At 60.4% G+C, this 12,325-nt stretch carries 11 protein-coding genes; 6 read left to right on the top strand and 5 right to left on the bottom strand.

The window, feature by feature from the left end; genetic code table 11:
• The first annotated feature begins 76 nt into the window (after positions 1-76).
• The gene (locus tag ONZ54_RS11085; RefSeq protein WP_005315494.1) at positions 77-328 is read left to right on the top strand and encodes a DUF1289 domain-containing protein; all 252 of its coding nucleotides are present in this window, start codon (positions 77-79) and stop codon (positions 326-328) included.
• Positions 329-428: 100 nt separating this feature from the next.
• Here the strand turns inward: ONZ54_RS11085 and fruA are convergent, their stop codons facing one another.
• Genes fruA through fruB form a run of 3 tightly spaced genes read right to left on the bottom strand, consistent with a single transcriptional unit; the run spans position 429 to position 4,245 of the window.
• Positions 429-2,153 carry a PTS fructose transporter subunit IIBC gene (gene fruA, locus ONZ54_RS11080; protein ID WP_017411671.1) on the bottom strand — a complete coding sequence of 575 codons (1,725 nt, stop codon included), beginning with the start codon at positions 2,151-2,153 and terminating at the stop codon, positions 429-431.
• Entirely contained in the window at positions 2,150-3,145 is a 996-nt protein-coding gene (gene pfkB, locus ONZ54_RS11075) for a 1-phosphofructokinase (protein WP_271788156.1), read from the bottom strand. Before pfkB ends, fruA begins: the two co-directional genes overlap by 4 nt.
• A complete protein-coding gene (gene fruB / locus ONZ54_RS11070) occupies positions 3,145-4,245 on the bottom strand; it encodes a fused PTS fructose transporter subunit IIA/HPr protein (RefSeq protein ID WP_271788155.1) in 1,101 nt (366 codons plus the stop codon). The genes pfkB and fruB overlap by 1 nt, the downstream gene beginning before the upstream one ends.
• A gap of 307 nt (positions 4,246-4,552) precedes the next feature.
• Here fruB and cra point away from each other — a divergent pair, with 307 nt between their 5' ends.
• The 4 genes from cra to ONZ54_RS11050 all read left to right on the top strand — a co-directional run bounded on the left by cra (position 4,553) and on the right by ONZ54_RS11050 (position 8,426).
• Positions 4,553-5,539 carry a catabolite repressor/activator gene (gene cra / locus ONZ54_RS11065; protein ID WP_165484249.1) on the top strand — a complete coding sequence of 329 codons (987 nt, stop codon included), beginning with the start codon at positions 4,553-4,555 and terminating at the stop codon, positions 5,537-5,539.
• A gap of 332 nt (positions 5,540-5,871) precedes the next feature.
• A complete protein-coding gene (locus ONZ54_RS11060) occupies positions 5,872-7,065 on the top strand; it encodes an aromatic amino acid transport family protein (protein WP_087755666.1) in 1,194 nt (397 codons plus the stop codon).
• Between the two features lie 267 nt (positions 7,066-7,332).
• A complete protein-coding gene (locus tag ONZ54_RS11055) occupies positions 7,333-7,737 on the top strand; it encodes an MbcA/ParS/Xre antitoxin family protein (RefSeq protein ID WP_005315478.1) in 405 nt (134 codons plus the stop codon).
• Positions 7,737-8,426, top strand: a complete 690-nt coding sequence (locus tag ONZ54_RS11050) for an RES family NAD+ phosphorylase (RefSeq protein WP_271788154.1) — start codon at positions 7,737-7,739, stop codon at positions 8,424-8,426. Before ONZ54_RS11055 ends, ONZ54_RS11050 begins: the two co-directional genes overlap by 1 nt.
• Positions 8,427-8,538: 112 nt before the next feature.
• Here ONZ54_RS11050 and ONZ54_RS11045 read toward each other — a convergent pair whose 3' ends face one another.
• On the bottom strand, positions 8,539-9,942 hold the full coding sequence (locus ONZ54_RS11045) for a DEAD/DEAH box helicase (RefSeq protein ID WP_058393941.1): 1,404 nt from the start codon (positions 9,940-9,942) through the stop codon (positions 8,539-8,541).
• Positions 9,943-10,265: 323 nt separating this feature from the next.
• On the opposite strand from ONZ54_RS11045, the gene ONZ54_RS11040 reads away from it, so the two are divergent.
• Positions 10,266-11,108, top strand: a complete 843-nt coding sequence (locus ONZ54_RS11040) for a substrate-binding periplasmic protein (protein WP_059167739.1) — start codon at positions 10,266-10,268, stop codon at positions 11,106-11,108.
• A gap of 121 nt (positions 11,109-11,229) precedes the next feature.
• On the opposite strand, the gene aroC is transcribed toward ONZ54_RS11040, so the two are convergent.
• Positions 11,230-12,318, bottom strand: a complete 1,089-nt coding sequence (gene aroC / locus ONZ54_RS11035; protein WP_021140549.1) for a chorismate synthase — start codon at positions 12,316-12,318, stop codon at positions 11,230-11,232.
• Positions 12,319-12,325 lie beyond the last annotated feature (7 nt).

The raw sequence follows: 12,325 nt of genomic DNA, 5'->3' as shown, positions 1-12,325 counted from the left end.
CACCCCCTTGGCGACGGATTTCTCCAAAGGGGATCTTCTGGGTTATAACAAGGTAACAAGGTGTGAGAGGCCATGGATGGAACAGCTCGAGATCTTCCCGCTACAGAGCCCCTGTATCGGGGTATGCGAAGTGAACAATAAGGGCTACTGCAAGGGCTGCCTGCGCAATCGGGAGGAGCGTTTCAACTGGCTCACCATGACACAAACCCAGCAGCAGGAGGTGATGCGTCTTTGCCGTGGCCGCAAGGCACGGGTTGAGGCCGCGCGCCGCAAGGCACAAGAGGCCGAGCAAGCCAACCAGCCAGCGCAGTCCGGCTGGGATTTTTAACTTGCCCACGGACTGGCCCGTTTCTTTCCGCTTGTTTACCCCCATCAGAAACAGACAAGGCGACCCGCAGGTCGCCTTGTCATTTACACCCTTGACGTTGTCAGGTAGTCGCCAGCTTGGCCTGCTCTTCGCCGCGCTTGAGCATGGCATAGCCAACCCCTGTCACCAGGGAACCTGCCGCTATGGCCAGGATATACATGAACACGTGGCTGATGGCGTTCGGAATGAAGAGCACGAACAGACCACCGTGAGGAGCAACCAGCTCGCAGCCGAACAACATGGAGAGCGCGCCAGTCAGGGCGCCACCCGCCATACAAGCCGGGATGACGCGCATCGGATCCTTGGCAGCAAACGGAATGGCTCCCTCGGAGATGAAGCACAGACCCAGTACGAAGGAGGCCTTGCCTGCTTCCTGCTCCGTCTTGATGAACTTGGCGCGCGCCAGGAAGGTGGCGATCCCCATCCCCAGTGCCGGTACCATACCGGCGGCCATCACGGCAGCCATGGGGGCATAGGTTTTGGAGGCGAGCAGTCCGACACCGAAGGCGTAGGCCGCCTTGTTGACCGGACCACCCATGTCGAAGCACATCATGGCACCTATGATGACACCCAGCAGCACGGCGTTGGCAGAGCCCATGTTGTTGAGGAACTCTGTCATGGCACTCATGATGCCCGCAACCGGACCACCCACCACGTAGATCATCACCAGACCGGTAAACAGGCTGGCAAACAGCGGGATGATGAGGATGGGCTTGAGCGCTTCCAGGGTCACCGGCAGGCGCACCTTGTCGCTCAGGTACTTGGCACTGTAACCGGCCAGGAAACCGGCGACGATACCGCCGAGGAAACCGGCGCCCAGGGAGCTTGCCAGCATACCGCCAATCATGCCTGGCGCCAGACCCGGACGATCGGCGATGGAGTAGGCAATGTAACCGGCCAGCACAGGGATCATCAGGGCGAAGGCTGAGGCACCACCAATCGTCATCAAGGCGGCGGCCAGGCTACCTTCCACCTTGAACGCTTCGATACCAAAGATGAAGGAGATGGCAATGATGAGACCACCTGCCACCACCATGGGCAACATGAAGGAGACACCGGTCAGCAGGTGCTTGTAGGGGCCCGCCTTCTCCTCCTTCTTGGGCTGACTGGCGCCACTGTGGCGATAGACCTTGGCTTCCAGCCACGCCTTGTCTAGCTCGGCGCGGGTCTTCTTCAGCGCAGCACCGGTACTGGTGCGATACACCTGCTTGCCATCGAAACGGGTCATGTCCACTTCGATGTCGGTGGCGAGGAACACCAGATCGGCAGCGGCGATTTCGTCCGCGGTCAGGGCATTCTGGGCACCGACCGAGCCTTGAGTCTCGACACGGATCTGGTAACCCAGCTGCTTGGCCATGGTCTCGAGTGCTTCGGCGGACATGAAGGTGTGAGCCACCCCGGTCGGACAGGCGGTGACTGCGACTATGCGTTTGGCCGAGGCCGGCTGGGCGGCGGCAACCGGTGCAGCCTGATGATGATAGACACTGGCACCACTGGCGGCGGCGTCGAGCACGGCGGCCGGATCCTGCAAGGCGAGATCCATGCTCCCCTGATAGAGACGCTTGCCATCGTAGGCGGCGAGATCCACGGGGGCACTTGCCACCACCAGGATCAGGTCAGCGGCGGCTATCTGCTCTTTTGAGGGGATCTGGCGCGGTTGTACGCTGGAGCCAACATCGAGTGTGAGCTCCCAACCCGCCAGTTTGGCCTGTTGTTCTATCCGTTTAGCAACGAGAAAGCTGGTGGCAATGCCCGCCGGGCAAGCCGTGACCAAGATTGCTTTCATTGGGCATCTCCTGAGTTTTCCATTGAAGGGGAATAGGTATTGAGTTGAGCGGGGGCAAGGTCATCCAGACGTTGCACACGCACCTGCTCGAGTAAGGGTGTCAACACATTCATATCGCTAAAACCGACTGCCACCTGACTGACTGCCAGCGCCGAAACGGCGGTGGCCAGACGCAAGGTCTGCTCCGGCGCCCAGCCGAGGCTGAGGCCATGGGCCAGCCCCGCTACCAGGGAGTCACCAGCACCGACGGTACTGACGACCTGCATACGGGGTGGTATGGCCTGCCAGGTGGCATCCGGACCAAACCAGACGAGGCCATCTGCACCGTTGGAGATCACCACATGGGCTATCCCCTGAGCCTGCAGCTCGCGGGCACACTCGGCCTGCTCGCTCAGGGTCTTGATGGGACGACCGGCCCACTGGCTCAGCTCTTCCAGATTGGGCTTGATCAGAGTCGGTGCAGCCTTGATGCCCTCTTTCAGAGCCACGCCGCTGCAATCGAAGATCACCTGCTTGCCTTTGGCCTTGAGCAAGGTAATGAGGCGGGCGCAATAGTCAGGCGCCACCCCTTTGGGCAGACTGCCCGCCAGCACAAACCAGTCTGCCTGTGGTGCCAACTCGTCAATCGCGGCCTCAAGGGCCTTCACTTCACACTCGTCAATGACGAGCCCCGGCAAGTTGAGGTCGGTGACCCTGCCAGATTGCTCGGAGATCTTGACGTTGATGCGGGTATTGCCCGCCACGCGCACGAAGTGATCATCCAGGGCTCGCTCGGCAAACAGCGAGACGAAGCTCTGCTGATTGTCAGCGCCGAGCCAGCCGGTCAGCCCGACGTCACGGCCCAAGTCTTTGAGCACCATGGCAACGTTGATCCCCTTGCCTGCGGCGCGCAAATTGGCTTCGCTCACCAGGTTCACTTCACCAAGGGCCATGGCGCCCAGGCGGGTGGTGAGATCCAGCGCTGGGTTGAGGGTGATGGTGACGATATCCATCAGTGCGCCCCCTCACCCAGGCCTGCGGCAATGGCGGCACCAATGCCCTTGAGGGCCGCTTCGGCATCCGCCCCTTCTGCGCGAAATGCCAGGCGATGACCGCACTTGACCCCAAGGCCGATCACCTTCATCAGGCTCTTGGCGGAGACGGCTTCACCGCTGCCATCGAGGTTGGCAACGCGAATGTCGGATTCGAACTCCTTGGCCACCTTGACCAGCATGGCGCCCGGACGGGCGTGCAAGCCATGGGGGTTGATGATGGTGAAGGTATCAGACAGGCCGCTCGCCGGCCCTGCTTGCAACATGGCAAGACCCTCGGCGCCAGCCAGCGTCGCAAGTTGGCCTGCGGCGGCCAGTTTGGCCAGATTGTCCAGCTGCGGCAGATGGCTGGCATCGGCGGCGCACAGCAGCAGCAAGGCACTGACCGGCAGTTCCCCTGCCTGCAACTGCGCGCTCGGGGTCGCCACGACCCAGCCGGTCTGGGCCGCCTGCGTACGGGCCAGCCAGACGCCCTCCCCCAGATAGGCAGGGTCACTTGCCAGCAGTGAGCTGACCATGGCGGCCTCCCCCCAACCGGCGGATTTGGCGCGGGCGGCGGCGCCAAGCAGCAGCTGGTCGCGATCATCGGCCGGGAAGTCGGCCAGGGTCAGGAACTGCACCTCTTTGGCGGTCGTGGCCCCGGTCAGGATATTGATGATGGTGTCGGCATCGGTGGCATTTTTAAGGGCCTCGGCCGCCTGCTCGTCACCCAGTACATGGGTAAGCTGGCGCAAAATACCCAGATGCTCGTCGGATTTGGCGGCGATGCCGATGGCCACATAGGCGATCTGCCCCTCGTCCCATTCGATCCCCTTGGGGAACTGGGCCACCATGACGCCGGTGCTCTTGACCAGATGGCGGGTGTCCGTGGTGCCGTGGGGAATGGCGATGCCGCTGCCAAGGTAGGTGGCGTGCTGCGCTTCCCGCGCCAGCATGCCGTCCACATAACCTGCTTCCACCAGACCGGCCTCGGTCAGTTTGCTTGCCAGCAGAGCGATAGCATCCGCCTTGGTCGCCACCGACTGCCCCAGCAAAATCTGCTGCTGTGCCAACTTCAACATAGATATTCTCCATCAGGTTCCGGGCTGGCCGTGCGGCTCACCGGATCAATACAATTGAAAATTCGGGTAATTTGCCTGCTGACAATAGACCGGATTGCATCCCGCCGGAGCGGTATCGCATTTTTATACCCGGACATCGATTGTCTGCTGACAAGCTGAATCGTTTCACTTACACTCAGACTGAATCGTTTCAGCCAATTGATCAAGTACCCGCAAAGAGTGCTTTTCAATGATATGATCCCGCGCACACTTTTCGGTGCCCTCACCTGGCAGTGACCGTGGGCCTTGCAACTCAAACAGAGCCGATATGATGAAACTGGATGAAATCGCCGCCCTCGCCGGTGTCTCGCGCACCACGGCCAGCTATGTGATCAATGGCAAGGCCGATCAATACCGCATCAGTCAGGCAACACGTGACAAAGTGATGGCGGTGGTGACCGCCCACAACTACCAACCTGACAGCCGCGCCGCCTCCCTGCGCGGCGGCCAGACCAAGACCCTCGGCTTTATCCTGCCCGACCTCGAGAACGCCAGTTATGCCAAACTCGCCAAGCGCCTCGAACAGGGGGCCCGAGCCCAGGGTTATCAGCTGCTGATCGTCTGCTCGGAAGATGAACCCGCCACCGAGAAAGAACTGGCCGAGATGCTGGCCAGTCGCCATGTGGATGCCCTGCTGGTGGCCAGTTGCCTGCCGCCGGACGACCCCTTCTATCCGCGCCAGCAGGCGCGCGGCATCCATGTGCTGGCCATCGACCGGGCCATGGCCGCCGACAAGTTCGTGACCGTCGCCAGTGAAAACCAGAAGGCGAGCTTTGATCTCACCGCCTCCCTGCTCACCCCGGCGCTCAAGCACATCGCCTTGATCACCGCACTGCCAGCACTCACGATCAGTCAGGAACGAAAAGCGGGCTTCGAGCAGGCTGTCGCCAGCCACACCACGGCCCGTCACCTGTGCGAAGGAGCACATTTCTCCCGCGTCGAGGGCTATCGCCTGATCAAGGGACTTCACCAGCAACTCGGCCAGCTGCCCGAAGCGCTGGTTGCCACCTCCTACATATTGATGGAGGGGGTGCTGGATTATTTGCTGGAACAAGAGACCGACATGAGCCAGCTCGCCATGGCCACCTTCGGCGACGATCGCCTGCTCGATTTCCTCCCCTTTGGCATCAACTCCCTGCCCCAGCAACACGATGCACTGGCCAGCCAGGCGCTGGAGCTCGCCCTCAAGGCCATCAATGGCGAGTACCAATGCGGGCTGCACTACGTAAGCCGGACCCTCAAACGCCGTCGCTAAGCAGCCCCCTCACGCGCTGGCGGCGACCGCGATCTTCGCCAGCGCGTTTTCCATCCATTGGCTTGTCAGCCCTTTTCACTCCCCAGCACATAGAGCTGTCATCTTTTATTTCCACCTATTGCTCCCTTCCAGTACAAAATCCGCCTTTACAGGCTTGTTTCCACTATTTTGATCCGTTAACTTGGCAACCAACTTTTACAACCAACGGGTTTTTCGTAACGATGCGTCCACTCCGATATTGCTAGCCTCCGGTTTCAACCCCGGAGGCGTCTTGATGACACCGCCACTTTCACTCTTTATGAACACGCAGTTTCTCGATCCGGATGGACACAATGAACACCAAAACCCTGGGTTGTACCCTGTTGATTGCCGGCACCACCATAGGCGCCGGCATGCTGGCCCTGCCGCTGGCTTCCTCATCTCTGGGTGGCCCAGCCACTTTGCTGCTGATGATAGGGCTCTGGGCCCTGATGGCCTTCACCGCCATGTTGCAGGTGGAAGCCAGCCTCAACACCGGCAAATGGTACCTGCACCAGCTGGCGGATCACCTGCTCGGCCCCTGGGGCAAGGGCATCGCCTCTTTTTGTATCCTGATGCTGTTTTACTCCCTGGCCTCCGCCTACATCAGTGGCGGCAGCAGCCTGCTGGCCCAGGCGCTGGACGATGCGGGCATGACCATTAGCCAGGAGCAGGCTGCCTGGGCCTTTACCTTGCTGTTCGGTGGCATGGTCTGCGTCGGTACCCGCTCGGTGGATTACCTCAATCGACTGATGTTCACCGTCAAACTGGTGATCATGGTGGCGGTACTGGGGCTGCTGCTGCCCCGTGCAGAAGGGCAGCACCTGCTCTCCCTGCCGCTCGGCCAGGGGTTGCTGCTGGCAGGCTTGCCCGTCATCTTCACCTCGTTCGGCTTTCACGGCTCCATCCCGAGCGTCATGCTTTATCTGGGGGATTGCCCCAAGCAGCTGCGCCGGGTCTTTGTCTGGGGCTCCGCCCTGCCGCTCATCCTCTACGTGCTGTGGCAAGTGGCCATTTTGGGGCTGCTCGGTCAGCAAACCCTGATCCAGACCGGCGGCGCGCTCGACAGCCTCCTGGCCAGCGTCGGCAATCTGGTGAGCTGGCCTGCGTTTAATCAGGCGATGCACCTGTTTGCCGATCTGGCGTTGGCGACCTCTTTCCTCGGCGTGACCCTTGGGCTGTTTGATTTCATGGCCAAAGTGACTCGTCGCAAGGACAACTGGCAGGGCCGCAGCCAGACCGGGCTTATCACCTTCGTGCCGCCCCTGTTGTTTGCCCTCTACTTCCCGCAAGGCTTCATCATGGCACTGGGCTACGCCGCCATTGCACTGGCGGTACTGGCGGTACTGCTGCCGGTCACCCTGGTGTGGCAGAGCCGCAAACAGGCAGAGGCGCACCACTACCGCGCCCCGGGTGGCGTACTGGCCCTGGGCCTTGCCGGTGCCATGGGGGTGCTGATCGTCGGCGTACAGGTGAGTGTCAGCCTGGGATTACTGCCAGCTCTGTAACCCTCGCCCCATGATGGATAACGAAAGCCCCGCCAACCCAGTTGGCGGGGCTTTTTGCCAGCAGGGGTACAGTAAAACCCAATGATGACTCCTTATCGTGGTCGGTATCACTTAGCCCCGTCATACCGCTCTCTTCAGCACACACATCGACGTACATATTCATCACCAACCACGCAGATATGTACACATATGTACAAGTCTTCTACACTGAGTGCAGATTAACCCTTCATGCTCTCTTATCCGGCGTGAACAATACAAGGAGGAGATATGGCCGCAACAGCACAAAAAGCAATGAAAGAAGGCGCCATAGACCCCAGCAAGGCGCTGCCTGTGGTATTCCGCATCCTGGACAAGTGGCAGTGCAACACTGATGAACAACTGACACTGCTCGGCATTTCATCACGTTCAACATTGAACAAATACAAGGAGTCAAACGGCGGGATCCGCCTCAGCGTGGATATGCAGGAGCGGATGAGCTACCTCCTCAACATCCACAAGAGCCTGAGGGTGCTGTTCAGCGCCGATGACAGCATCTATGGCTGGGTACGCAAGCCCAACAGCCACCCCTTCTTTGCCGGCCGCAGCGCGATGGAGATCATGAAGGGTGGTCGGGTGGCGGATCTCTATGAAGTGGCAACCCGATTGCACGCCTGGCGCGGGGGTATGGCCTGATGCAGGAGCCGCCACTGATCCCATTCAAGGGAGAGCGGGCCTACCGGATTATTCCGAGCCGCTACCCCACTATCTGTGTCTATGAAGATGTGGCCAATGCGGACGAACTGGAGGCGGTATGGGCCATAGAGGCACTGACCAACGACAGGTTGCGGGAGGAGGCAGGAGACTTGTCTCGCGTCCCCAGGGCAGATTGGCTGGTGGGCTTGCACGGGGGCAGCTATGTGATGGCCGCCTTTACCCATATCAATCCGGAAGGGGCCCGTTTTACCACGGGCGATTTCAGTGGCTATTACTGTGCCCCCTTGCTCGATACCGCCGTCAAGGAGACTGTCTACCATCAGGAGCGGATCTTCGGCTACACCGGAGAACCAGCCCAGAAAGTGCAGATGCGGGTGCTCTGTGCCGAGTTCAGTGCCAACTTGGTCGATATCACAGGGGACGCATTTCTCTCCACCCCTCTCTATCACGCCACCAGCTATAGCCAGTCTCAAGTCTTTGCCCTGGAGCAGAAAACCCGGGGGGTGGATGGCATCCACTACCGCTCGGTGCGTCACAGCGGCCACAATTGCCATGTACTCTACCGCCCCTGTCTCATTACCCGGATCCATCAGGCCCAGCATCTGGAGTACCACTGGAATGGCAGTGCCATCGCCAATGTGCTGGAGATCAAGCTGTATGGGGAGTGATATCGAGACGAAACGCGGCAATAAACTGCCCGCCAGAAATGACAAAAGCCCTGCCGGATTGGCAGGGCTTTTTACATCAACCAATGCAGCGTGAGGGTGTCCCCTCACCTGCTTACTGGTTGTGGGTAGCGCGACGGGGGCGACGAGCCTGGGCCGGTTTGCCAGCAGCATCAACCGGACGCTGCGCACCTTGCGGTTTGGGCTTGCCACTGTTGCCGGTGCGAGCACCGCCAGCGTTGCCACCATTGGCAGAGCGACCGGCGCCCTGACGCTGGCCTTGACCTTGCGGACGCGGCGCTGCACGGCGCGGCTCGCTCGGGTCACGAGGCTCTTTGCGCAGGGGCGCGCCGATACCACGGGCAATGTTGTCCAGGGTTTCGCGGGAGGCTTCAAAACCGGCCACCTGCTCGCACGGTATGTTCTGCTTGGTCAGACGCTCGATGGCCTTGATAAGCTTGCCTTCGTCGGCTGCGACCAGGGAGATGGCGTGACCGGCTGCACCGGCACGACCGGTACGACCGATACGGTGAACATAGTCTTCCGCCACGTTGGGCAGCTCGAAGTTGACCACTTGCGGCAACTTGTCGATGTCCAGACCACGGGCGGCGATGTCGGTCGCCACCAGCACCTTGACGTTACCATCCTTGAAACCGGCCAGGGCACGGGTACGGGCACCCTGGCTCTTGTTGCCATGGATGGCGGCGGCGCTGACGCCGTTCTTGTCGAGGGTCTCGGCAACACGGTTGGCCATGTGCTTGGTACGGGTGAAGACCAGTACCTGCTGCCAGTCATTGCTGGTGACCAGATGGCTCAGCAGACCTATCTTGTTGGCCTTGTCGCACGGGTGCACCAGCTGCTCGATACGCTCGGCCGTGCTGTTGCGCGGCGCCACTTCGATCACGGCCGGATTGTTGAGCAGGCCGGTGGCCAACTCGCGGATCTCTTCGGCGAAGGTGGCGGAGAAGAGCAGGTTCTGACGCTGCTTGGGCATCAGGGCCAGGATCTTGCGGATATCGCGGATAAAGCCCATGTCGAGCATGCGATCCGCTTCGTCCAGCACCAGTATTTCGACTTCGTCGAACTTGACAGCATTCTGGTTGTAGAGGTCCATCAGGCGGCCCGGGCAGGCCACCAGCACGTCCAGACCACGGCGAGTCGCCATCATCTGCGGATTGATGCTGACGCCGCCAAACACTACATGGCTGCGCATCGGCAAATGTTTGCCGTAATTACGCACGCTCTCGCCCACCTGGGCAGCCAGCTCACGGGTCGGGGTCAGTACCAGAGCGCGAATACGGTTCGGAGAAACCTTGCGCTTGCTCTCCATCAGACGCTGCAGCATCGGCAGGGTAAAGCCTGCGGTCTTGCCAGTCCCTGTTTGGGCCGCCGCCATCAGGTCGCGGCCAGCCAGAACGGCGGGGATCGCTTGCAGCTGAATGGGAGACGGGGTGTCGTAGCCTTGCTCGGCAACGGCACGCAACAAGGGTTCGGCCAGACCGAGGGAAGAAAAACTCATAATTACCTGCTAGGGATAGTGGCGCCGGGGATTTGTGGTGGGGCTCCTCTGCTGAGCCGATGCCATCTCACAAGAACTGGGCCTATTGAGAAAACAACGATTTCCCCGGGGAGCAGAGCAAAGGGGAAAGAATAGAGGCGCAGTCTAACGGAGTTGCTGTGGATAAACGAGAAAAATGTGATATTCATCCCAGCACAAACCCAAAAAGTGGGTCAGCGTCCTATTCAGCCCGCCCACCTCAGAACTCATTCGAATCAAGCTATGCTGGATGCCAGATAAGATGCGACCATCATCTCAGTACCGGAACAAGGAGGTTCAGGCTCATGGCAGTTCATATCACACGCATCCACAGGGCATGGCGACCCGTTGCCCTGCTGCTCATAGTGCTGGGGGCAAGTCTGCCCCTTGGCGCCAAGCCCCCTTTGACGGTCGCCTGGAATCACTGGCCCCCTTTTAGCTACATCAATCCACAAGGCACCCTGGATGGGCTGGACGTCACCCTGACCAGCCAGATCCTCAGGCAAGCGGGGCTGGAGACGCGTTTTCGCAATCTGCCCTGGGCCCGCGCCCTGCATCTCATCGAGCTGCAACAGCTGGACTTGGCCATGGGAGCACTCGATACGCCGGAGCGACGCCAGTTCGCGCGTTTCTCTGTCCCCTACCGGCGCAGCACCTTCGTGCTCTTGAGCAACAACCCCATACCGGGCCATGCCAATCCCTGGCAGCGTATCCAGAGCCTCCCCGACTTGTGCCAGCAGACAGCACTACGCCTGGGCAAGCTGCGCGGCACCCGCCCCACCCAGCAGATGGAGGACTGCCCTGCCCTCAAGAGCGCCACCGAATACAACGCCGACGACAGGTTGATCGATCTGTTGCTGGCCCGCCGTCTGGACGGGGTCATCATGGAGTGGCAATACGCACGCTATCGCCTGACACAGCTGGGGGCCGAGAAGGTTATCAGCTGTCAGTTGTTGCTGCACCACCAGCCAGTCAGCCTGATGTTTGCCAAAGAGGCAGTAAGCGAGGCCGAGATAGCTCGAGTCAATGAGGCCATCGCCACCCTGCCCCCGCCAAACATTCGCTTTGCCCCGCCTCCCTGTCGCTTTGGCAATCCAGAGGGCGAAGCAATCCCTCGGCCAGCATCTGCACAACCCCAGCCAGGCTGACAGTCGCTAAGCATTAAACACAAACCCATAAAGAAGGCGACCCTGAGGTCGCCTTCTCGCTCTGTTCTTGACAGTGCATCTTGATCGTACACCCGGATCAGCCGGGCATTCGAAAAACCGATCAGCGCAGCTGCGGCGTCTGGGTCAGCACACCCTGATTCTGGGCACGATGGCGCAGCAGGTGATCCATCAACACCAGCGCCAGCATGGCTTCGGCGATGGGCACGGCGCGAATGCCAACACAAGGATCGTGGCGCCCCTTGGTGATCATCTCTATGGCTTCGCCTTCGGTATTGATGGTCTTGCCCGGCACGGTAATGCTGGAGGTAGGCTTGAGCGCCATGCTCACCACTATGTCCTGACCCGACGAGATACCGCCCAGAATGCCACCCGCATGGTTGCTGGCAAAGCCGGCCGGGGTCATCTCGTCGCGATGTTCGGAGCCTTTTTGCTCCACCACCGCGAAACCGTCGCCTATCTCCACCCCTTTCACCGCATTGATGCCCATCATGGCGTGGGCGATGTCGGCGTCAAGGCGATCGAAGACTGGCTCGCCGAGGCCCACAGGCACCTTGGTCGCGATGACCTGGACCTTGGCACCGACACTGTTGCCCTCTTTTTTCAGATCGCGCATGTACTGATCGAGCGCCTCCAGCTTACCCGCATCGGGGAAGAAGAAGGGGTTCTGCTCAATTTGCGCCGCGTCAAAGCCTTCCGCCTTGATGGGGCCGAGCTGTGAGAGAAAGCCGGTGATCTCGATGCCATGCATCTGCTTGAGGTACTTCTTGGCAATGGCACCCGCCGCCACCCGCATGGCAGTTTCACGGGCGGAGGAGCGACCGCCCCCCCGATAATCCCGCTGACCATATTTCTGGTGGTAGGTGTAATCCGCATGGCCCGGACGAAATACGTCCTTGATGTCGGAGTAATCCTTGGAACGCTGATCGGTATTCTCGATAAGCAGCCCGATGGAGGTGCCTGTGGTCCTGCCCTCGAACACACCGGAGAGGATCTTCACCTCATCCGGCTCGCGCCGCGGCGTTGTGTAGCGGGAAGTACCCGGCTTGCGCCGATCCAGGTCTATCTGCAGATCCGCTTCGCTTATCTCGAGTCCGGGCGGGCAACCATCGACCACGGCGCCCAGCGCCAGGCCATGGCTCTCGCCAAAGGTGGTGACCCGAAAGAGTTGGCCAAAACTGTTCCCTGCCATGAGTGCT

The sequence above is a fragment of the Aeromonas salmonicida genome, from assembly GCF_028355655.1.
Taxonomy (GTDB): domain Bacteria; phylum Pseudomonadota; class Gammaproteobacteria; order Enterobacterales; family Aeromonadaceae; genus Aeromonas; species Aeromonas salmonicida.
Note: the sequence above shows the minus strand (reverse complement) of the source record. Positions and strands in the feature narration are given on the sequence as shown.

Coding starts and splice junctions, on each gene's coding strand:
- ONZ54_RS11085 (WP_005315494.1), top strand. CDS start 77: ATGGAACAGCTCGAGATCTTCCCGCTACAGAGCCCCTGTATCGGGGTA.
- fruA (WP_017411671.1), bottom strand. CDS start 2,153: ATGAAAGCAATCTTGGTCACGGCTTGCCCGGCGGGCATTGCCACCAGC.
- pfkB (WP_271788156.1), bottom strand. CDS start 3,145: ATGGATATCGTCACCATCACCCTCAACCCAGCGCTGGATCTCACCACC.
- fruB (WP_271788155.1), bottom strand. CDS start 4,245: ATGTTGAAGTTGGCACAGCAGCAGATTTTGCTGGGGCAGTCGGTGGCG.
- cra (WP_165484249.1), top strand. CDS start 4,553: ATGATGAAACTGGATGAAATCGCCGCCCTCGCCGGTGTCTCGCGCACC.
- ONZ54_RS11060 (WP_087755666.1), top strand. CDS start 5,872: ATGAACACCAAAACCCTGGGTTGTACCCTGTTGATTGCCGGCACCACC.
- ONZ54_RS11055 (WP_005315478.1), top strand. CDS start 7,333: ATGGCCGCAACAGCACAAAAAGCAATGAAAGAAGGCGCCATAGACCCC.
- ONZ54_RS11050 (WP_271788154.1), top strand. CDS start 7,737: ATGCAGGAGCCGCCACTGATCCCATTCAAGGGAGAGCGGGCCTACCGG.
- ONZ54_RS11045 (WP_058393941.1), bottom strand. CDS start 9,942: ATGAGTTTTTCTTCCCTCGGTCTGGCCGAACCCTTGTTGCGTGCCGTT.
- ONZ54_RS11040 (WP_059167739.1), top strand. CDS start 10,266: ATGGCAGTTCATATCACACGCATCCACAGGGCATGGCGACCCGTTGCC.
- aroC (WP_021140549.1), bottom strand. CDS start 12,318: ATGGCAGGGAACAGTTTTGGCCAACTCTTTCGGGTCACCACCTTTGGC.